This is a genomic window from Pseudomonas sp. UYIF39 (assembly GCF_029963765.1).
Lineage (GTDB): Bacteria > Pseudomonadota > Gammaproteobacteria > Pseudomonadales > Pseudomonadaceae > Aquipseudomonas.
Genome location: NZ_JALBYU010000020.1, coordinates 38204 through 59211 on the forward strand (window position 1 = coordinate 38204; position 21008 = coordinate 59211).

The 21008-nt window shown below is 59.0% G+C and carries 21 protein-coding genes and 1 pseudogene; 12 read left to right on the plus strand and 10 right to left on the minus strand.

What is annotated here, in order from left to right; translation table 11 throughout:
• Positions 1 to 180: 180 nt before the first annotated feature.
• Positions 181 to 1857 carry an MFS transporter gene (locus tag MO767_RS23000; RefSeq protein WP_282482380.1) on the plus strand — a complete coding sequence of 559 codons (1677 nt, stop codon included), beginning with the start codon at positions 181 to 183 and terminating at the stop codon, positions 1855 to 1857.
• A gap of 109 nt (positions 1858 to 1966) precedes the next feature.
• On the opposite strand, the gene MO767_RS23005 is transcribed toward MO767_RS23000, so the two are convergent.
• The 3 genes from MO767_RS23005 to MO767_RS23015 form a co-directional block, all read right to left on the minus strand.
• Positions 1967 to 2593, minus strand: a complete 627-nt coding sequence (locus tag MO767_RS23005; protein ID WP_282482381.1) for a hypothetical protein — start codon at positions 2591 to 2593, stop codon at positions 1967 to 1969.
• A gap of 95 nt (positions 2594 to 2688) precedes the next feature.
• Entirely contained in the window at positions 2689 to 3111 is a 423-nt protein-coding gene (locus MO767_RS23010; RefSeq protein ID WP_282482382.1) for an HD domain-containing protein, read from the minus strand.
• Positions 3112 to 3176: 65 nt separating this feature from the next.
• Complete coding sequence (locus tag MO767_RS23015; protein WP_123367934.1) at positions 3177 to 3548, minus strand: PH domain-containing protein; 372 nt, start codon at positions 3546 to 3548, stop codon at positions 3177 to 3179.
• Between the two features lie 200 nt (positions 3549 to 3748).
• Between MO767_RS23015 and MO767_RS23020 the strand changes: the two genes are divergently transcribed.
• Entirely contained in the window at positions 3749 to 4174 is a 426-nt protein-coding gene (locus tag MO767_RS23020; protein WP_134422946.1) for a hypothetical protein, read from the plus strand.
• Positions 4175 to 4178: 4 nt separating this feature from the next.
• Here MO767_RS23020 and MO767_RS23025 read toward each other — a convergent pair whose 3' ends face one another.
• Positions 4179 to 4652 carry a GNAT family N-acetyltransferase gene (locus tag MO767_RS23025; protein ID WP_282482383.1) on the minus strand — a complete coding sequence of 158 codons (474 nt, stop codon included), beginning with the start codon at positions 4650 to 4652 and terminating at the stop codon, positions 4179 to 4181.
• Between the two features lie 220 nt (positions 4653 to 4872).
• Complete coding sequence (locus MO767_RS23030; protein WP_282482384.1) at positions 4873 to 5352, minus strand: VOC family protein; 480 nt, start codon at positions 5350 to 5352, stop codon at positions 4873 to 4875.
• Between the two features lie 152 nt (positions 5353 to 5504).
• Here MO767_RS23030 and MO767_RS23035 point away from each other — a divergent pair, with 152 nt between their 5' ends.
• The 9 genes from MO767_RS23035 to MO767_RS23075 all read left to right on the plus strand — a co-directional run bounded on the left by MO767_RS23035 (position 5505) and on the right by MO767_RS23075 (position 13979).
• Complete coding sequence (locus tag MO767_RS23035; protein ID WP_282482385.1) at positions 5505 to 6047, plus strand: DinB family protein; 543 nt, start codon at positions 5505 to 5507, stop codon at positions 6045 to 6047.
• A gap of 228 nt (positions 6048 to 6275) precedes the next feature.
• The gene (locus tag MO767_RS23040; RefSeq protein ID WP_282482386.1) at positions 6276 to 7550 is read left to right on the plus strand and encodes a flavohemoglobin expression-modulating QEGLA motif protein; all 1275 of its coding nucleotides are present in this window, start codon (positions 6276 to 6278) and stop codon (positions 7548 to 7550) included.
• Positions 7551 to 7710: 160 nt separating this feature from the next.
• Positions 7711 to 9021, plus strand: coding sequence for an NAD(P)/FAD-dependent oxidoreductase (locus MO767_RS23045; RefSeq protein WP_282482387.1), 1311 nt, complete (start codon positions 7711 to 7713; stop codon positions 9019 to 9021).
• A gap of 21 nt (positions 9022 to 9042) precedes the next feature.
• Positions 9043 to 9459, plus strand: a complete 417-nt coding sequence (locus MO767_RS23050; protein WP_008027166.1) for a RidA family protein — start codon at positions 9043 to 9045, stop codon at positions 9457 to 9459.
• 156 nt (positions 9460 to 9615) lie between these two features.
• Entirely contained in the window at positions 9616 to 10293 is a 678-nt protein-coding gene (locus tag MO767_RS23055; RefSeq protein ID WP_282482388.1) for a DUF1028 domain-containing protein, read from the plus strand.
• Entirely contained in the window at positions 10290 to 11441 is a 1152-nt protein-coding gene (gene argE, locus MO767_RS23060; RefSeq protein WP_282482389.1) for an acetylornithine deacetylase, read from the plus strand. Before MO767_RS23055 ends, argE begins: the two co-directional genes overlap by 4 nt.
• A 286-nt stretch (positions 11442 to 11727) precedes the next feature.
• Entirely contained in the window at positions 11728 to 13143 is a 1416-nt protein-coding gene (locus MO767_RS23065; RefSeq protein ID WP_282482390.1) for a cytosine permease, read from the plus strand.
• Positions 13144 to 13319: 176 nt separating this feature from the next.
• The gene (locus tag MO767_RS23070) at positions 13320 to 13709 is read left to right on the plus strand and encodes a VOC family protein (protein ID WP_282482391.1); all 390 of its coding nucleotides are present in this window, start codon (positions 13320 to 13322) and stop codon (positions 13707 to 13709) included.
• A gap of 51 nt (positions 13710 to 13760) precedes the next feature.
• Positions 13761 to 13979: a PLD nuclease N-terminal domain-containing protein gene (locus MO767_RS23075; RefSeq protein ID WP_282482392.1), complete on the plus strand. Its 219-nt coding sequence runs from the start codon at positions 13761 to 13763 to the stop codon at positions 13977 to 13979.
• A gap of 579 nt (positions 13980 to 14558) precedes the next feature.
• Here MO767_RS23075 and MO767_RS23080 read toward each other — a convergent pair.
• A pseudogene (locus MO767_RS23080) lies at positions 14559 to 14705 on the minus strand (transposase); the annotation flags it as partial.
• Positions 14706 to 14826: 121 nt separating this feature from the next.
• On the opposite strand from MO767_RS23080, the gene MO767_RS23085 reads away from it, so the two are divergent.
• On the plus strand, positions 14827 to 15546 hold the full coding sequence (locus MO767_RS23085; RefSeq protein WP_282482393.1) for a hypothetical protein: 720 nt from the start codon (positions 14827 to 14829) through the stop codon (positions 15544 to 15546).
• A 109-nt stretch (positions 15547 to 15655) separates the two neighbouring features.
• Here the strand turns inward: MO767_RS23085 and MO767_RS23090 are convergent, their stop codons facing one another.
• From MO767_RS23090 to MO767_RS23105, 4 genes are all read right to left on the minus strand, one after another.
• Positions 15656 to 16348 (minus strand): VanW family protein, encoded by a 693-nt coding sequence (locus MO767_RS23090; RefSeq protein WP_282482394.1) that lies wholly within the window; start codon positions 16346 to 16348, stop codon positions 15656 to 15658.
• Positions 16349 to 16626: 278 nt separating this feature from the next.
• Positions 16627 to 17205, minus strand: coding sequence for a hypothetical protein (locus MO767_RS23095; RefSeq protein ID WP_282482395.1), 579 nt, complete (start codon positions 17203 to 17205; stop codon positions 16627 to 16629).
• Positions 17206 to 17481: 276 nt separating this feature from the next.
• A complete protein-coding gene (locus MO767_RS23100) occupies positions 17482 to 18546 on the minus strand; it encodes a lipocalin-like domain-containing protein (RefSeq protein WP_282482396.1) in 1065 nt (354 codons plus the stop codon).
• Positions 18536 to 21007 (minus strand): FtsX-like permease family protein, encoded by a 2472-nt coding sequence (locus MO767_RS23105; protein ID WP_282482442.1) that lies wholly within the window; start codon positions 21005 to 21007, stop codon positions 18536 to 18538. Before MO767_RS23105 ends, MO767_RS23100 begins: the two co-directional genes overlap by 11 nt.
• Position 21008: the final 1 nt, after the last annotated feature.

Consider the following 21008-nt stretch of genomic DNA (forward strand, 5'->3'; position numbering starts at 1 on the left):
GGCGAGTGGACATCTGCGCGAAGCCGATTATGCTTCAGGAAACCTTGCAGCGATGCGAGGCCATCAGCCTGTGCATGCTTCGCGCAATCTGTAATCCGACGACATCAGCCCCAGGGCCTGGGTGCGGCAAAAAAGGTAGTGAGGTACTCCGGCCTACAACAAGAACGACGGAGAAGACTCATGGCCACACTCGACAGTACAACCACGGGCCGCGCGCCCCACCACGGGATCACCAAAGAGGAGCGAAAAGTCATTTTCGCCTCGTCCCTGGGCACCGTGTTCGAGTGGTACGACTTCTACCTTTATGGGTCTCTCGCTGCGATCATTGCCAAGCACTTCTTCGCCGGCGTCAATGAAACAACGGCCTTCATCTTCGCGCTGCTCGCCTTCGCCGCAGGCTTCGCGGTACGCCCCTTCGGCGCCATTTTGTTCGGCCGCCTGGGTGACATGATCGGGCGCAAACACACCTTTCTCATCACCATCGTGATCATGGGTATCTCCACCGCCGTGGTGGGCTTTTTGCCCGGCTACGCGACCATCGGCGTGGCAGCGCCGATCATCCTGATCAGCCTGCGCCTGCTGCAAGGCCTGGCCCTGGGCGGTGAGTACGGCGGTGCTGCGACCTACGTGGCCGAACATGCGCCGAAAGGCAAACGCGGCTACTTCACCTCGTGGATTCAAACCACTGCAACCCTTGGGCTGTTCCTCTCGCTGCTGGTGATCCTCGCCTGCCGCACGGTCCTCGGCACCGAAGCCTTCGAGGCTTGGGGCTGGCGGATTCCGTTCCTGCTGTCGATCCTGCTGCTGATCGTCTCGGTGTACATCCGCCTGCAACTCAGCGAGTCGCCGGTGTTCTTGAAGATGAAAGCCGAAGGCAAGTCCTCCAAGGCGCCGCTGACCGAATCCTTCGCCCGCTGGGACAACCTCAAAATCGTCATCATGGCCCTGCTTGGCGGCACCGCCGGCCAGGCCGTTGTCTGGTACACCGGGCAGTTCTATGCGCTGTTCTTCCTGCTGCAGACGCTGAAGATCGACCCGCAAACCGCCAACTTGCTGATTGCCGGTTCCCTGCTGATCGGCACGCCGTTCTTCGTCATATTCGGCAGCCTGTCCGACCGCATCGGCCGCAAGGGCATCGTCATGGCCGGTTGCATCCTGGCTGCAGTGACCTACTTCCCGATCTTCCATGCGCTGACTCAATACGGTAACCCCGACGTGTTCATCGCGCAGGAGAAGAACCCGGTCACTGTCGTCGCCGACCCCGGCCAGTGCTCGTTCCAGTTCGACCCGGTGGGCAAGGCCAAATTCACCAGTTCCTGCGACCTCGCCAAGACCGTGCTGGCGAAGAGAGCCATACCCTACAAGAACGAGAAGGCCGAACCGGGCACCGTCGCGCAGGTCCGCATCGGCAACAAGGTGATCCCTAGCTTCGAGGGCACCAGCGTGCCGGCCGCCGACTTCAAGACCCGCAACGACGCCTTTGCCGCCACCCTCGGCACCGCCCTCAAGGACGCCGGCTACCCCGAGAAGGCCGACCCGGCCAAGACCAACTACCCGATGGTGCTGTTGCTCCTGACCATCCTGGTGATCTACGTGACCATGGTCTACGGCCCGATCGCCGCGTGGCTGGTAGAACTGTTCCCGGCGCGTATTCGCTACACCTCGATGTCGCTGCCCTACCACATCGGCAACGGCTGGTTCGGCGGCTTTCTGCCCACGGTGGCGTTTGCCATGGTCGCGGCCACGGGTGATATCTATTACGGGCTGTGGTATCCCATCGTCATCGCCGTGATGACGGCCGTTCTTGGCACGTTCTTCCTGCCGGAAACCAAGGATCGGGAAATTCATCACACCTAGGCTGGCACCTGCCCTCTCCCGCTAGGGAGAGGGCAATACTTCCGTATTGGGTGTGTTGCATCTACTGCTTGAATCTCACATCGACCCGCCTTCCACTGCTATTAAAGACTCAGTCTCGCCACGAGGTGTGAGTAGGTCGTGGGAGCGATGCAATCATTTGATCAAAGGCCGCTAGCGCATATCTTCCATCAAGGCTTTTCAAGGTCGGAATTTCTGAAGGAAAACCGAATCGCACTCGACCGGGAAGTAGCTTTTCGATGGCTGAGTACCAGTTAAAAAGAGCGGTTTGCAGGCGCACGTGTAGCTCGAATCTACTCCGTCGGCGGTCCGTGTCTGCTTGAGCACGCTGTCGCGCGAGCTGCGGATCGATGCTGCCGACAATGTAATAGTCAGCGAAGCCAATTCGCCTTTGGGCTATCGTTTCTCGTGTAGCCGCCAACTCCAATCGCCAGTCGTGTTCGCTTGCCTCGCCTATCTGCCAGAGGCTCCAAATGTAGTGGAGCTTGAGGGGGTCGCTGTCGCACAAAGCCCACGAACACATTTCTTCCATGGCGAGCGCTGCCTGCCAGCGATCTACGTTTCGCTCTGCCCAGAAAGTTGCCGCTCCGACCGGGTTTTGTAGTCGATCCGGCTCGTCCTTGAAACGTCCATTTTCAGGAATGACGTGTTGCCCTCCATGCTGTGCGCACCAAGTGGTTTTCCCGCTAGCGCTGATACCGTCGACAACTAAAATCATCGTTCTGACTACTCCGCAAAATGCATCATGCTCCTGTCTTACAGGCATCCGTAGAAATGGGTACGGACCTATTTGTTGATCATTTGTTCGGCTCGTCAGGAACGCAACACGCCCATCGCCCGCCGATATTTTTCAACGCGCTCCAGGTCTTCCCACGACGGCTGCGCGATCCGTGACAAGTCGCTGTTCTCTTCCAGATCCGCCAGTTTCACCACCCGGCCTATCGGGTTCTGCGCCGCGCGTTCGATGAAGGCTTCATAAGACTCACCCGGCACTTTAGTGACCGACTCGATGGCGGTCAGAACGGCTTCGCTGAAGCCTTCCCTGCGCAGGTCATCAAGGCTGATGCCGCAGTCCTCGACCACGTCATGCAGCACCGCGACGATGCGCTCTTCCAGCGTCGTGACCCGCAACATGACTTTCAACGGATGCAGGATGTAAGGGTTTGCGCCCTTGTCGACCTGCCCCTCGTGCGCAGCGGCGGCGATGGCAATGGCGCGTTCCAGTGTCTGGCTCATGTCGTTCTCCCTGGGTAATCGGCGTTCGCATTGGAGCTCGCCGCAATGACCGTGAAAATCCGGGCTCAACCCAACAGATGCTGTGAGATGAGTTTGGAAATCTCGACCATCGACGTCCTCCCAGTGAATTCAAACTTCACTTTGCCCAGTGCCGAGAAGTAGATTTCCAGCTCGGAATCCAGGTCGAAGGTGCCCGAGGTTTCCACGGAGTAAGCGACGATGTTTTTGTAAGGCAACGAAGTGAAGTCTTTTTTGCTGCCGGTGATGCCTTGCACGTTCACCGCGATGATTCGTTTGTTGGTAAACACCACACCGTCGCGCATGGATTTATAGGCATCAATGACCTGCTCGCCGTCCAGCAGCAGCGCGGTGACTCGCTCCGCGTACTCGTTGTTTTGCTTGAGTTTGAAAAAGCCTTTGTTGTTGAAATCGATCATCCGCCATCCCCTTCCTTAAAGAGTGTTCCCTGGATTGCCAGCGCGTGGCGCGGCGAGCATAGCATCGGGCCTGCGCTTTTTGCGCCCCTCTCCCACAGCGGATCTGAAAAACCAATGGAACCCCGCGCCTCATCGCGTTTTCGAAACCCTATCAGCGCTGATCTTTGATCAAACAAGGCGCCATTGGAGAGGAAATCCCGATGAACAGTAGACTGCTGCTTCTGCTTGCCAGCCTGAGTCCCACCCTGGTCATGGCTGAAGGCTGTGACGTGCTGACCCGCTCTCAAAGCCCTTCCGTGCCGGTGGTCGAAACGCATAGCTGCTATGAGTACGAAGGCATGCCGGTGAACGCCATCAATTGGTCATGCAGCAACGAGAGCAAAGACATGCTGGCCAGTACCAAGAAAAAAGTCGAACAGTGCGCCGATCATTCTCAGGCCACTTGCATCGCCACGTTGACGCAAGAATCGCTGGCCAATCCTCACTCCACCAGCAAAGACAAGAACAGCACATCGCTGAATATTCCGAACAATGCTCAGGTCACTACGTATTACTACGGCGCTGAGCATTTGAGTCAGGCGAAAATTGATTGCGAATCGGGTGGTGGTCACTGGAAAACGAAATAGCCGCTCAAGAACGCAACAGCCCCTTCACCATCGGAATGCAAGCGAGTTGCAGACCGGAGGGCGAATGGTAAATAGCCGTCTGCTCACCGACGAAACCGCATTGCCGGTAGAAGTAAGCGGCGTTCAACGTAGCGTCCAGTTGAACTTCCTCCAGCCCCAGATCCCGCGCCAGGCACTCAAGGTAATCCAGAAAGCGCTTGCCAATGCCCTGCTGCATAAAACCAGGCAGGACAAAGATCGCGCCGATTTCACGCCTCTCCAGATCAAGCATGCCTGTCGCCACAGGTTCTCCCTGAATACACCCCAGATAAAAGTGTTTTTCCATGAGGTCGCAATATCCGTCCTCAGCGGCCCCTGCCGTCCAGACGTCCATTTGCTGCGGGGTATAGGCGCCGATGAACTGATGCCGTATCGCGTGACGGCGAATGTCGAATGCCGCCCGGCAATCGCCTTGATGGGCTCGTTTGATCTCTAACACTTCAATCTCCGTTAGCCATCGGCGGACGGAGAACTAAAAAGCCCCGTCCATTTCTGGCGGGGCCTTGGTGAGTACGTCAGGTTCCAAGCACGCATGACCTCATGGCCCGCCGGAAGCGGTCATGGAGGAATACATCATGTACATGCGGGATGTGGAAGTCATGGGCAGATAGTGTTGTTGGAGACGTGGGTTGTCAATCGCCCGGCCCAAGCAGCGTTGGTTAACCCTTAACAGCCGCTTCAATCGCAGCAACGTCGATCTTCCCCATCTCCATCATGGCGTCGAACGCACGCTTGGCCGCGGCTTGATCAGGATTGGTGATCGCAGCGGTCAGAACACGTGGTGTGATCTGCCATGACACTCCCCACTTGTCCTGGCACCAGCCGCATACATTTTCCTGGCCGCCATTCCCGACAATCGCGTTCCACAAGCGGTCCGTTTCGGCTTGGTCGTCGGTCGCAACCTGGAACGAAAAAGCCTCGTTGTGCTTGATCGCCGAGCCCCCGTTCAGTCCGAGACAAGGGATGCCCATCACCGTGAACTCGACTGTCAGGACATCGCCCTGCTTGCCTGCCGGATAGTCGCCGGGCGCGCGAAGGACAGCTCCCACAGCGCTGTCGGGAAACGTTTCGGCGTAGAACGTCGCTGCATCCAACGCGGTGCCGTCGTACCACAGACAAATCGTGTTTTTGCTGATCATCTTGGTTCTCCAGAATCGGAATGGGTTCGTGCATTTTAGCAGCGCATTCAGCGGCACGGCTTTGGCTACTCTTCAGTAGCTGCTCCGCATTGGAGGCGATAACATCCCGGCCTCGCATGGATAGTGCGAACACATACTCAAAGGATGAACACATGAGCCGCACCGAACACATCTGCCTGATGGCGACCTATAACAAATGGATGAACGCAAAGATCTATGGGGCAACCAAGTGCTTATCCGATGATGAGCTCTCAGCCGATAGGAAAGCGTTCTTCAAATCTATTCTCGGGACGCTAAACCACGTGGCAATCGGGGACACTGTGTGGCTAAAGCGATTCGCCAAGCATCCAGCGGAGCACTCAGCACTAGAGCCGGTGAGGCAACTTTGCGATCCGAAAAGCCTCGACCAATTGTTGTTCTCTACTATTCCAGAGCTCTCAGTGCATCGAGAGAGACTCGATCAGATAATCATCGAATGGGCTCACTCTATTACAGAGTCCGATCTGGACCACACTCTCCATTACGCCAGCATGAAAGGTGTAGCGTCCGATAAGGATTTTTACAGCCTGGTCATGCATTTTTTCAACCATCAAACCCATCACCGTGGCCAGGTCACTACGCTGCTTTCACAGGCTGGTATTGACATAGTTGATACAGATTTAGTCTTTCTCATTCCATCCCAATCCTGCGTATAAAAAAGCTCGTCACCAGGCACCTGATCATTGGGCAGACTTTGGGCCTGGTCTTCTGCCGTAAGCCGTCCATCGTCGAGAGTTCGCAGCTCCAGAGCTTCCAGTGAATCGATACCTGACCAGAGAGCCTTTTCACTCCAATAGATACAGCTCAGGCGTGACCTCTCACAACGGGATGCATCGACAACGACTAAACTTTTGCGACGAACCTCGTCTCCCAAGGTGATGTCTGTGAGTGCCACTCCCCTGTCCGAACTCGATGCCGCCCTGCCCAGTCTGGCCCGCAAGATCCGCGTGCTGGAGGCCCTGGCCTGGCCGGATGGGGTCGAGGAGGTATTCCTGGCACGTTGGCGCGCCGGGCAGGCAGAACTGCCCAAGGTCGAGTTGCGCCCGCGCGACCACAGCGCCGACATTGCCGCCCTCGAAGCCTTTATCGGCCGCTGCGATGAGGGCCATCCGGCCGGGCGCCACCTCGCCATGACGGCGCGCAGCTATGCGACGGCGGGGCATATGCTCGGCGCCATTGGCACACCCGCCTTTACTCAGTATTCGTCAGCGCTGTACCGGCGCCCGGACTTCTACTACACACGCCTGAAACTGAGCATGCTGGACGCGGCTCAATTCTTCCTCAAGACCACCGACGCCCTTCTGGGCGGTGCGCGGATTCCCCCGAGCCCGGCCGAGATCCCGGCCGAGGTCTTCGCCGCCTGGATGCAGCCGGAACTCGACCGTTTCTTCGGCCCGGGCCGGATCACCGTCGTGCTCGATCCGACCCTGGCGGCCAAGGCCATCGCCGGTGCCAGTCGCATCCGCCTGCGGGCCAGCGCCCTGTTCTCGGAACTGGACAAGAACCAGCTGTTGCAGCATGAGGCCTTCGTGCATGTCGCCACCGCACAAAACGGTGCGCTGCAACCCAACTTCAAAAGCCTGGGCCTGGGGGCGCCACGCACGACCCAGACTCAGGAGGGCATCGCCACCCTGGCCGAGCTGTTCACCGGCAGCATGGACATCAACCGCTTGCGCCGCCTCGCCCTGCGCGTGCTCGCGGTCCAGCAGGCGCTGGATGGTGCCGACTTCATCCAGGTATTCGAAGGTTTTCTCGCCGCTGGTCAGTCGCAAGAGGAGTCCTTCCGCTCGACCCAGCGGGTGTTCCGCGGCGCCGACCTGCGCGGCGGTTCTGCGTTCACCAAGGATGCCGCCTACCTGACCGGTTTGCTCGGCGTGCATACCCTGTTGCGCATCGCGATCCGCGACAACCGGCCGGAACTGGTGGGCCATTTGTTCGCCGGGCGCCTCAGCCTGGGGGATACCGTTCGCCTGGCCCCGCTCTTCGAGTCCGGCTGGTTGCAGGGGCCGGTCCTTGTCCCGGCCTGGGCCTCCGATCTGCGTCTGCTCGCCGCCAACCTGGCGTTCTCCGCTTTTATTTCCCGAATCAAGCTGGATGTACTCGATCTGGAGGTGCTCATGGCCTTCGCCGACGAGCATGAAGCCGATGCCAGCGCCTAGCGTTTAAAGGGATAGCCACCGGACCAAACACTCTGCATCAGTTATTTATACTCAAATGCCAGCTTAATAATATTTTACCGATACCAGGGTGATCCCTAGTCTTGACCCCAAGAAATGGCAGGCCGTTAGCGACCTAAATCCAACTTCGAAGGGTATAGAGATGACCACTGAAAAAATAAAAACAGATACGCTGATTGTTGGCGCCGGTCAGGCTGGCGTGGCCATGAGTGAACACTTGAGCAAACTCGGCGTGCCGCACCTGGTGCTGGAGCGCAACCGTATCGCCGAGCGCTGGCGCACCGGACGCTGGGATTCGTTGGTGGCCAACGGTCCGGCCTGGCACGACCGTTTTCCCGGTCTCGATTTCGACGACCTCAGCCCCGACGACTTTGCCCCGAAAGAGCGGGTTGCCGACTATTTCGAAGCCTACGCCAAGAAATTCAACGCCCCGATCCGCACCGGCGTGGACGTGCTGAGGGTTGAGCGCAATGTCGGTCGCCCGGGCTTCACCATTGAAACCTCCGAGGGCGTGATCGAGGCCAACCGCGTGGTGGCTGCCACCGGACCTTTCCAGCGTCCGGTTATCCCGCCGATTGCGCCGAAAAATGAACAACTTCTGCAAATCCACTCGGCTGAATACCGTAATCCAGCGCAGTTGCCTGAAGGAGCTGTTCTGGTCGTCGGTGCCGGTTCGTCGGGCGTGCAAATCGCTGATGAACTGCAGCGGGCCGGCAAGAAGGTGTACCTCTCGGTCGGCGCACACGATCGCCCTCCCCGCGCTTATCGCAACCGTGATTTCTGCTGGTGGTTGGGTGTGCTGGGGGAATGGGATCAGGCGGCCATGAAACCCGGCCGGGAACACGTCACCATCGCAGTGAGCGGTGCCCATGGCGGCCGCACGGTGGACTTCCGCGGGCTGGCTCATCGCGGCATGACGCTGGTGGGTTTGACCCAATCGTTCAACGGCGGCGTAGCGACTTTTCAGCCGAACCTTGCCGACAACCTGGCGCGCGGTGACGAGAACTATCTGGCGCTGCTCAACGCGGCTGACGCCTACATCGAGCGCAATGGCCTGGACCTGCCGGAAGAACCTGAAGCGCGCATTACCTTTTCCGATCCGGACTGCGTGACTCACCCGATCCTTGAGCTCGACCTGGCCAAGGCCGGCGTGACCTCGATCATCTGGGCCACCGGTTTTGCCACGGATTACAGCTGGCTCAAGGTTGATGCCTTCGACGACAACGGCAAGCCACAGCATCAACGCGGTGTATCGAGCGAGCCGGGCGTGTATTTCCTTGGCCTGCCGTGGCAGTCCCGTCGCGGGTCTTCGTTCATCTGGGGCGTTTGGCACGACGCCAAATACGTGGCTGATCACATCGCTATCCAGCGTTCATACCTCGACTACCACGACGCCGCGCAACGCGAGGCTGAAACTGTCCCGGCCGCCCATAAAGCAACGGTCAGTGCTTAATTTCTTCTTCAGGAGCTTCAAATGTCCACGCCAACCCATACCCGAATTCGCATGTTCAACACCAAAGAAACCTACCCGAACCAGAGCCTGGACAATGACCTGTGCCAAGCCGTTCGGGCCGGCAATACCGTCTATGTTCGCGGTCAGGTCGGCACTGACTTCGAAGGCAACCTGGTAGGCCTCGGCGACCCGCGAGCGCAAACCGAGCAAGCCATGCGCAACGTCAAACAGTTGCTGGAGGAAGCCGGCAGCGACCTCAGCCACATCGTGAAAACCACCACTTACCTGATCGATCCGCGTTACCGCGAGCCGGTGTATCAGGAAGTCGGCAAGTGGCTTAAAGGGGTGTTTCCGATCTCGACCGGGCTGGTGGTGTCGGCGTTGGGGCAGCCGCAGTGGTTGATGGAGATTGATGTGATTGCGGTGATTCCTGAGTAGACCGAGTCGCGGCCATCGCAGGCAAGCCAGCTCCCACAGGGTTAGTCGTCGTTCACAAAAACTGCGGCCACTGAAGATCCCCTGTGGGAGCGAGCTTGCTCGCGATGGGGCCCGCCCAGACACCCCATATGCCAAGGCAATACAAGGAGCAAAACCATGACCTTCTCCATCGCAGCACGTTGCCCCGAAACCGGTCAGTTCGGCATTGCGATCAGTTCCTCCAGCATCGCCGTCGGCGCACGCTGCCCCTGGCTGCTGCCGGGTGTCGGCGCCGTCTCTACGCAAAACATCACCTTGCCGTCGCTCGGCCCGGAAACCCTCGCTCTCATGGAGCAAGGCCTATCCCCCGCCGAGGCGTTGGACAAAGTCCTGACCCGCAACGGCTACAGCCAATATCGCCAGATCACGGCGATTGACCATCTCGGTCGCACCGCGCACTTCAGCGGCGCGCAAACCCTGGGCAACCACAACGCCGTGTCCGGCGATCAATGCGTCGCTGCCGGCAACATGCTGGCGGACCGTGCAGTGATCGAGGCCATGGTCGAGGCATTCGAGCATGGCGAGGGCCAACTGACCGACCGCCTGCTCGCGGCCATGAAAGCGGCCATCGCCGCGGGCGGCGAAGCCGGGCCCGTGCATTCGGCGGCGGTGGTGGTGGTCGGCGAATTGACCTGGCCGATCATCAACCTGCGGGTGGATTGGGCCGATCACGACCCGATCGGCCAGCTTGAGAAATTGTGGGACGCCTATCGCCCACAGGTTCAGGACTACATCGACCGCGCCCTGGCCCCCGACAAATCCCCTGGCTACGGTGTCGCCGGAGACGACCGATGAGCAACAGCCTCGATTTGCTGAAAACGTTGGTGGCCTTCGACACCACGAGCCGCGAATCAAACCTGCACCTCATCGAGTTCGTCCGCGACTACCTTGAACGTTTCGACGTGCCTTGCGAGCTGCTCTACAACGAGCAACGCAGCAAGGCCAACCTATTCGCGACCATTGGCCCGGCGGACCGACCGGGCATCGTGCTGTCGGGGCACACCGACGTGGTGCCCGTCGACGGCCAGCCGTGGACCGTTGCGCCGTTCCAACTCACCGAGCGCGACGGCAAGCTGTACGGTCGCGGCACCGCGGACATGAAAGGCTACATCGCCTGCGTACTCGCCCTGGTCCCGGCGCTAGTAAAGGCCACGCTGCGGCTGCCGGTGCACATCGCGCTGTCCTACGATGAGGAAGTCGGCTGCCTTGGTGTGCGTTCGTTGCTGTCGGAATTGGAAAAGCGCCCGGTCAAACCGATGCTCTGCATCATTGGCGAACCGACCGAGCTCAAACCGGTGCTGGGCCATAAAGGCAAACTGGCGATGCGCTGCGATATTCATGGTGAAGCGTGCCATTCGGCGTACGCGCCGCTCGGGGTCAACGCCATTGAATACGCCGCCGAACTGATCGGTGAACTGGGAAGGATCGGCAACCGGCTCAAAGCGCCCGAGCATCACGACGCGCGTTTCGATCCGCCCTTCAGCACGGTGCAAACCGGTGTGATTTCCGGCGGCAAGGCCTTGAACATCGTCCCCGCCGATTGCCGCTTCGACTTCGAAATCCGCGCCCTGCCCTCGCACGACCCAAGCGAAGTTGCGCAGGAGCTGAAGGTTTATGCCGAACAGCAGGTATTGCCGCGCATGCGTGCCGTGAGTGAACAGAGCGAGATTCGATTTAGCGAGTTGTCGGCGTATCCCGGACTGGCGACCGATGCGCAGAGTGAAGCGGCTGAGTTGATTGCTGCGTTCTGCGGCTCCCGAGAGTTCGGCACCGTAGCCTTCGGAACCGAGGGCGGTCTATTCGACGCTGCTGGAATTCCCACCGTCGTCTGCGGCCCCGGCAGCATGGACCAAGGCCATAAACCGGACGAATTCGTCAGCCTCCAACAACTCACCGCCTGCGACGTCATGCTGCAACGAATGCTGCAATCGATCAGCGAATAGCAAAGATTTTGAACACCCCAAAATCCCCTGTGGGAGCGGGCTTGCTCGCGATAGCGGTCTGTCAGCCAAATCAATTTTGACTGTCAGGCCCTCATCGCGAGCAAGCTCGCTCCCACAGGTTTTGTAGCTACCCACTGGCATACATTTTTTAGCGTCTATACCCACAAACTTACTAATTTATCTCTCACTCCCCACCGCACATCATCAACTCCAACAAGAAAAGCGTCGCCCCCGCGTGGCGCTCACCGAAGTACGTCCACGTACTCAAATTGCCTTGGAGTCCGTCATGGTTACCGCAGCAACAACCTCCGCCCCGCTGATCGAAAAACACACCATCGGCTACGTGCCCCCCGAAGATCGCCACGGAAAAACCAAAGACCTGTTCACCCTCTGGTTCGGCGGCAACATCGCGCCGTTGCCCATCGTCACCGGCGCCCTCGGCGTGCAGATGTTTCACCTCAACCTAGTGTGGGGCATCGTCGCCATCCTCGTTGGTCACCTGGTCGGCGGCGTGCTGATGGCCCTGCACTCAGCGCAAGGCCCGCAGATGGGCATTCCGCAAATGATCCAGAGCCGCGCCCAGTTCGGCTCGCTCGGCGCACTGCTGGTGGTGCTGATCGCCGGCATCATGTACATCGGCTTCTTCGCCTCCAACATCGTCCTCGCCGGCAAGTCCCTGCACGGCGTAGTCGACAGCGTGCCGGTGCCGGTCGGCATCGTCATCGGCGCCCTTGGTTCGGGCATCATCGGCATCATCGGCTACCGCTTCATCCACGTGCTCAACCGCATCGGCACCTGGGTGCTCGGCGCCGGCATCGTGCTGGGCTTCGGCTACATCTTCACCCACGTACAGACCGCCGACTTCCTCACCCGCGGCAGCTTCAACATCTCCGGCTGGCTGGCCACCGTATCGCTCGCCGCGCTCTGGCAAATCGCCTTCGCGCCCTACGTCTCCGACTACTCGCGCTACCTGCCGGCCAACGTGCCCGTGGCCGCAACGTTCTGGACCACTTACCTGGGCACCGTGCTCGGCTCCAGCCTCTCGTTCATCTTCGGCGCCGTCGCCGTCCTCGCCACGCCCGTGGGCATGGACACCATGGACGCCGTCAAACTCGCCACCGGCTCCATCGGCCCACTGATGCTCGTGCTGTTCCTGCTCAGCGTCATCAGCCACAACGCCCTCAACCTCTACGGCGCCGTGCTGTCGTTGATCACCCTGATCCAAACCTTCGCCTACCGCTGGATCCCGACCGCCAAAAGCCGCGCCGTCCTCTCGATCATCGTCCTCGCCGCCTGCTGCTTCGCCGCCGTCGGCGCCTCCGCCAACTTCATCGGCCACTTCGTCGACATGGTGCTGGTACTGCTCGTGGTGCTGGTGCCGTGGACCGCGATCAATCTGATCGACTTCTATGCGATTCATAAAGGTCAGTACGACATCGGCTCGATCTTCAAAGTCGATGGCGGGATCTATGGGCGGTACAACCCGCAGGCACTGTTGGCGTATGCGATTGGCATCGCGGTGCAAATCCCCTTCATGAACACGCCACTCTACGTCGGCCCAATCTCCGAACACATCAACGGCGCGGACCTGTCCTGGCTAGTCGGCCTGCTCATCACCTCCCCGCTCTACTACTGGCTAGCCAACCGCGACACCGCCTACAAGCGCCGCCTCTCAACCGGAAAACTGGCTAACTCGATCTAACTACCCCCCCCAATCCCCTGTGGGAGCGAGCTTGCTCGCGATGAGGCCCTGACAGTCAACATAGACTTGACTGACAGCCATCATCTCCAGAAAAGCCGCCTCCCACCGGGCACATCCTGCCTATTCGAATCTGCTACATTCCCCACCCTCAAAACCAAAACAAGGAATGTTCGCCCATGAAATTCGGCTTCCTGATCATCTACGTCCCGGACGTCCCAGCCTCCCTCCGATTCTTCTCCTCCGCCTTCGGCCTCGCCACTCGCTTCCTCCACGAATCAGGCACCTACGGCGAACTCGAAACCGGTGAAACCGCCCTGGCCTTCGCCGCCGACGAACTCGCCACCATGAACTTCAGCAGCGGCCACGTCTCTGCTCACTCTTCCGCCAAACCGCTGGGCATCGAAGTTGGCCTGGTGACCGACGACGTCCCCACCGCCCACGCCAAAGCCCTGAACGCAGGCGCCACCGAAATAACCGCCCCGGCCCTAAAACCCTGGGGCCAAACCGTCTCCTACGTGCGCTGCCCGGACGGGACGCTGGTAGAACTTTGCACACCGATAAAATGAACCCTGCCCACCACTGCCCACCTAACTGAATGACTATCAGGAGGGTGACCAATGCAAACCGAAACCATCTGGATCGTACTCGCCGCAATACTCGTACTGGTCGAGTTATGGGCAATCAACAAAGTGCGAAAAGCCGAAGGAAAATCCAGCAACAAACTCGTATGGATGGTGGTAATCGTGTTTGTACCGCTATTCGGGCTGATAGCGTGGGCACTGGCGGGACCGAAACACACCGATCCCAACCCCCATTCACCGCAGGCCAGACAATGATGTTTGATGCTGTGCGGTAAGGATTTTTGGAACTGCGCAATTGCAAAAAACAAAGCCCCGATGATTCGGGGCTTTGTTGTTTCTGACCATCCGATTCTATAAATCTGACGTCCGAAAATCGTGTAGGAATTCACCCATTATGGTGAGGGGGCTTGCCCCCGTTGGGCAGCGAAGCGGCCCCTAAACCTGCCCCCGATTTCCTAAGACTCTCCGCGCGGCCCGGATTGCGGTGACAAGCCCGTAAACAATGGCAATCCGCCTTGCCAAAACGACCGCGAAAGCGTCCTACATCACGGTTGTGAGCAGCAAAATGGGCGCCTATATTCGACCCGTCGCTGACCACAATTAGCGATTAGGTCTCGCAGCCCCGGCGTTTTTCAAGGTAGTTGTCGCGTCACCGTCTAACTATGCCGCTCTTTTCTCGACCTGTTGTTCTCGATCCGGGTTCAGTAGCACGTTGCCGATCGGCTCCCAGTTACGCGTCCGGCCTGACCACCGCTCCGGTTTGTTTTCCTTGGCTCGCTCGTACAACTCATGTCGCCGGGCCAAGACCTACGGCTTGTTTTCGGACACTGCATTTCCTTCAGAACTGAGCTGCTTGCGCCAGTTGGACAAAGACATTTCGCTGACCCCTTCGCGCCGGGAAACCTCGGCCATCGACAGGTTCAGCGGGGGAAGCAGCATCTTGAGTAATGCGGCTCTGCGTTCAGGTGAATAGTACGGCACGACCAGTCTCTTTCCGCCCCCGATATGCTTTTTCAGGAAAAACCGGGAGGCGACAACTATCCTGACACTGGGGGTTGATCCCGACGCGGTGGTGCTGGAGCGGGTTAAAGATCAAGACAAATTGATCCTGCTACGCTTGGCTGATAGTTCGCTCAGCGACGATCAACGCAACACGCTACGCGCGGTATTTGATGAGGTCATCCAGGCTCGCAAGGCCAGTTCGCGAAAACTAAGTCTCGATCTCGCCGAGGAAAAGGGTGACGCACCTGAGCGGGAGCAGGCCAGAACCGTTGATTTCATTCTCGATATACAACCGAAAATCGAGCTCACCAGCAAGTTGGCAGGCATTTGGGGTGATGGCTTTCAAAAGATGGCGAGCGCTTTCAAATATGGCACTGGGGACGAGGTTAAATGCCAGCTGTCCGCCAATCTTTTACCCAACCCTGCCTTACGAATCACGGCTTATGAACCGAATTTGAAGACCCGTGACAACGCGTTCGTGACGCTACTGACCATCACCGAACGCCCCGCCAAGGTGAGCGCTCACTGGCGCTTTCAAGATCCAGCGCTGATGAACGCGATTCACAGCGGACTGGTCAACGTTTCACCCTCGACGTCTATTACCACTCGCGATAATCGCAGAGCGTGGATGGTGGTCGACCAGATAGCACTTGAATTTGGCTCTATCGGACAACAGACAATACATCCGGGCCAACTTGGTCGCACAGACCAAAGCGGGATGGAGGCATTATGTGCCAAGAGAGGCGAAGCGCTTGGACGACCGTTTTCATTCTATTTAGGGGACAGCCTGGATCGTTTGAGCCATGTCGAATACTTATGATCTGCGCAGATCTCAAGCCGATGCCTCTATGACAATGGCGCACTTCTGCACGGCTTTGCGTTAAATAGAAAAACGGGCGATCCAATGATCGCCCGTTTTTTAATGCACTTCAGGTCAGCAACCTTTCCTCAACCTCATACTTAACCATCACCCGATTCTTATAAAGCCGCTCACTCTTCAACACCTGACTCGCCTGCCCCTTGCTCCTGATCTCCCGCCATATCTCGTTCTCGCGAAACACCCGCCCACCGTCTCGCACAAACCGATGCCCGAGTTGATAAACGTGATATCGAAACTCTCTCGCCTGATCGCACAACAACTCCCCTTCCAACTGTTGCTCGGCGACATTGAGCTTCAACTGAAAATGGCGATCGGTCGGGTTATGCAACACCAGGTCGATGTAGTTGTAAAAGATCGCTGCACCAGAGCCGAAAGGCAGTACTCGCCCTTCGTCAGGAAAGGGATCGAAGCTGTGGTTCGACCGTTCAACCACGACCAATGGCGAGTGAATCGCCATCCAGTGAATCAGGTTGCTCAGTTGGCAGATCCCGCCATCGATGCCGCTGCGCTCTTCACCAAATGAGAGCTCCATGCCTTCGACATAACCGTGTTTGCAAAAATACTCGCCAGGGCCAATGACGACACCGTCGATCGAAGCGACAGCCAGTTTCAGGCTGATGACTTCGTTGTGCTGCAAGACGAGATCGGAGTTACCGAGTTTGCGGATCGGTTTGAAGTTGTGATTGAGGTAGCGGAATGGCAAACGGGAGGCGGTGTTCAGGGGAACAGCGTATTGCTGCAAATGCGTATCGCACGTCGAGAAGGTGTTCGCCCAGTGTAATGGCCTGGCAATCCATGCACCGGTAAAGAGCCCTGACACTGGGCGAACGGGGAGTATTTTAATTGAAGTTTTCGAATATGTCCGCGTATATGAGCATGAAATTTATCGAAACAACCTCCGATTAAATGTCGGCCCAAATACTATTTTGCAGACCGCCATAACTCACCAGTAGACCATTAAAACTGATTGTACTTATACAAAAAAGTTGTACAAACAACATATAGAGCTAACACTCAACTTCAGTGCTTGCTGGTCACTGTCAATATGTCGGTATAGGTCACAACGACACTCTGTCCAACTTTCAGGTCTTTCAATTTCGCTTGAACTTCGGGTCTGACGACGTCAACGGTCTTAGACTGGCCTGCGGGGTTTTTGAAGGTTACCCGGTTTTTCTTCAAGTCGATTTTGGTGATTATCAGTTGGACCTGCACTTGACGGTAGGCTTCGCCGCCCGGGTTGTCGCTGCCGGGGGCTGCGCGGACTTCGCCAGCGCGTTCGACGGTGCCAGGCAGGCCTTTGTCGACATCGGTGTCGAGATAGGCAGCGACGGAGCGGGTAACCTTGACGTTAACTTGATCGCCGACTTTCAGCGCTTTGAGGTTTTTGGCCTTGTCGGTCAATTGCACATGGACCTGACGACCTTCCGGCCCCTCCAGGACGACCTGGTGACTGGCAGCATCGACCGAGATAACTTTGGTGGTGACCTGATCCGCCTCCACAAAGGCAGACAGCGGGATGTCCGCAGCCATGGCGCTAACGCTGGCGGCAGACAGCAGGGTCGCAAGGGTGATGGCTTTGGTCAGTGTGTGAAGTTTCATAAGCGGTACATTCCCTGTGAATTGGAGGCAGCAACGAGCGCTGAACCACCGTCCAGCGTCCTCTGCGCAGATGAGCATAGACGCTGATCCGGGAGTGTTCGCAGTTTCTTGGAGAACGCCTCAATCATCGGGATCGTCAACCTCCTGGGCGACGTTCACGGCAGGCGAATCTTTGCCACGAATCAAGGTCAGGCGGATTCAGGTCTTCACTCATGGCGGGCTCCAGTGACCGGGCTTCTAGAATTAGAAGGCCATCGATCTGCCGAGAGTTCCGACTCAATACCCGGTCATTTCCAGATAACCCTGCCCACTATGGCTGCCGCTCAATTGCACCGGCCCTTCCCAATAGGGAATGCGCAACGCCATCCACGCCTTGGGATTGAGCGCGCTGATGGTGATGTCGAGGTGTTTGTCGGGGATTTTGATCGACCAGCGCACCGGCATCGAACGTCCGGCGACGTTGGCGGTGTCTTGCGGTGTGAGGCTGATGTCGGCAGCGTGCAGCAACTGCGTCTGGCCTTGAGCGTCGATCCAGGTGCCGGTGAGGTAAGGCGCTCCGTCCTTCTGTCGCATGCGGTAGAGCATTACCTGTTCGCCGCTGTCCAAGTGCAGGGAAAACCAGTCCCAGCCAGTCTGATTGGCGGTCAGGGGTTGGCTGCTCCATTCCCGGTCGAGCCAGGCCGGGCCGCTGACTTGATATGTTTTACCGTCGATTTCCAGTGTGCCATTGGCCTGGAAAAACGGCTGACTGTAGTAGTACGACGCCTGCCCTTGTTCGGACTTCTGACTGAAGCCTTTGTCGCCCTGAAGCACCAAAGGACGTGTGGAGGTCAGCCGCAGTTGATAGCCAAAATGCTTGTCCCGGGCGCTGAGTTGAAGATCCGCCATAGGGTCGGAACCCTGACTGCTGAAACGCCAATCATCGATCCACGCGTTGAACGGCGTGAGGCTCACACCAGCCTGGCCAACGCCACCACGGGCGTAACGCTCGGCGGCGTGATGCACTGTCGCCGACGTCACGGCTGCGTGGCCAAGCCAGATAATTTGATTACCCCAGCCGGCCACTTCGGGCGTCGCTTTCAAGGCGCTGCGAAACAATGTCCACTGCGCGCCGAACTCGCGTCCCTGATCGTCCTTGAGGTTGGCTGTGACGTACCACCACTCAATGCGAAAACCGTCATGAGGACCGTGATCCGCCGGAAAGCTGAACACCCGACCGGGCACCACCGGCGTAAACGCGGCGGCCTGCTGACCCAGCCCCGCGAAGCCTTTCTCAACAGGCGCCGAGTTGTCGCACCCGCTCAATAACGCCAATAGCAACACGCCGACCTTAATCTTCATGAGCAAACGTCCTCAGCAGATCCGCCGGTTGCGTGCGGTACAGCGAATACAGCGGCCACGCCGACGCCAGCAAAGTCGCCAACAGCGCCAACCCCATCAACTGCAACAGTTGCAGCGGAAACACCCGCAGCGGCAAGCGCCAGCCGAAGGCCTGAACGTTGATCACCGTGTCCAGGCACCACGCCAGCGCGATCCCCAACGGCAACGCCAGCACCAGGGTCAGCACCGCCAGTAACCAGGTCTGGCCGAGATTGAGCAGCATCAATTGCCGGCGGGTCACGCCGAGCGCCCAAAGGGGGGCGAGTTGCCCGAGGCGGCTCTGGCTTTGCGTCAACAGGCTGATGAACAGCGCCACACCCGCGACACAAAGGGTCAGGCTGTTGAGCGCGGCGGTCGCGGCAAAGGTGCGTTCGAACACTTGCGTCGACCACCCCTTGAGCCGGGCCTGGTCGACGATGCGGCTGTCCTCCAGCGTGAAGCGGGTTTGCAGCGCGGTCTGGAAGGCAGGGATCAACGTCGGGTCGATGCGCAGGTTGAAACGGCTTGGTGTCAGCTGCGGCCAGCCGCGCAGCAGATGGTTGACGTTGACCAGAATGTGGCCCTTGGGATTGCCATAATCGGCGTAGATGCCGACGATCCGTGGCGACCATGTGCCGTTCGGTGTGGGAATCGTCAGGTGATCGCCAAGACGCACCTTCAGCCGACGGGCCAGTTGCTCGCTGAGCATCAGTGCGTCGTCCTTGGCCAGTCGGTCCCAAGGGTTGTCGCCCAAGGCTTCCAGCAGCGGCCAATGCTGGCGATACGTCGGGTGATCGATCACGCCGAAGACGTCCGCCGGCCAGCCTTGCAACTGGATCGACACTTGCCAGCTGGGCAGCACTGCCGTGAGTCCGGGTTGCTGCTTGAGCCAGGTTTGCAGCTCTCTGGCCTGGGCCGGATTTCGCGGATTGACGTACAGTTCGGCGGTCAGGCGTTGTTCGAGCCAATCGCTGAAGGTCTGACGAAAACCGGCCGTCATGCTGCCCGCACCAATGTTCGCCGCCAGCGCCAACAACAGCGCCATTAGCGCCAGGCTCAGGGCCGGCAGTTGCTGACGGCAGTCGGCGAGAAACCATTGGCCGAGCACCGAGCGACTGCGATGCAGCACCAGGTTCAACACAGTGTTGAGCACCACCGGCAACGCCAGTGCTGCGCCGATCAACAGCGCCGCCATCAACACGAAGCCACTGCTCAGGCTGTCGCCGAAGATCAACGCCAGCAGTGCGATCACCGCGGCGATCACGGCAACCCAACCCTGACGCCGCAACCAGCGCGCGTAAGCCTGATGCCAGGCTTGCGGGTCGGCCAGGGCCAGCAAAGGCAGGCGCGCGGCCCGCAACAAACTGTTGGCCCCGGCCAGCAACGCGCCGAGCAGGCTCAGACCGACGCCGCTGAGCCACCACCACGGACTGAGGCTCAACTGCCCCGCCACTTCGGCGCCGTACAACCCGCGCAGACTCGCGGCGACATCCGGCAACAGCACGCTGGCCAACAGGTAGCCGTTGGCGACCCCGACCAGTCCGCCGATCAACGCCAGCCCACCCAGTTCAACCGCCAGACAGGCAATCAACATCCGAGCACTGACACCGCAGGCGCGCAGGGTTCTGAGCAAGCCACGGCGTTGTTCCAGCGCCAGGCCGATCGCGGCGTGGACGATGAACAGACCGACCACGAATGACAGAAAACCCAGCGCATCGAGATTCAGGTGAAAGCTTTCGGTCAGGCGCGACAAATTGTTCTCTTCACCGCTGGTCTTGAGCTGCAGTTGACCCTTGAATTGATCAGGCAGGGGCGCGGCGAAATCCTTCGGCAGCAGCAGGCGTGACAGCTGATCCGGCAGGCCGAGAATCTGCTGGGCGAAGCCGATGTCCACCAACAACACACCGGGGGCCATATCGGGTTGGGCATGCAGCGGCGGCAATGCCTGACCACTCAAAGTCAGGGGGCCTTCGCCCTCATGCAGACCCAGTGTTTGCATCGTCTGCGGCGAAATCCAGGTACTGCCCGGCGGGCTGAAAAACTCGACAACCTGCTCAATCGCCAACGCCTGCCCAGCCACTGCGGAACCGGCGGGCAGCGACACCGGCTCGATCCCCATCAGCTGCAAGCGCTGGTCGTCATGTCCCTTAAGCGTCACCCGACCTTGCAGGACCGGCGACACCGGCCAACCCGCACGGCGCAGGTCGACAAACATTTGCTGGGAGAAGGTCGCACCGCTGGGTGAACTGAGGCTGGCCTGAGGTTCGCCGCCGATCAACTGACTGGCCCGGGCATAGCTTTCCCGCGCCTGGCTGTTCAGCGCCTGCACGCCGGTCAGCAGGCTTGTGGCGAGCCAGAGCCCGGTCAGCACGCTGAAGAACTGCACCGGGTGCTGTCGCCAATGACTGAGCAGCGCCCGCAGCGTCTCGCGAAAGACCCGCACT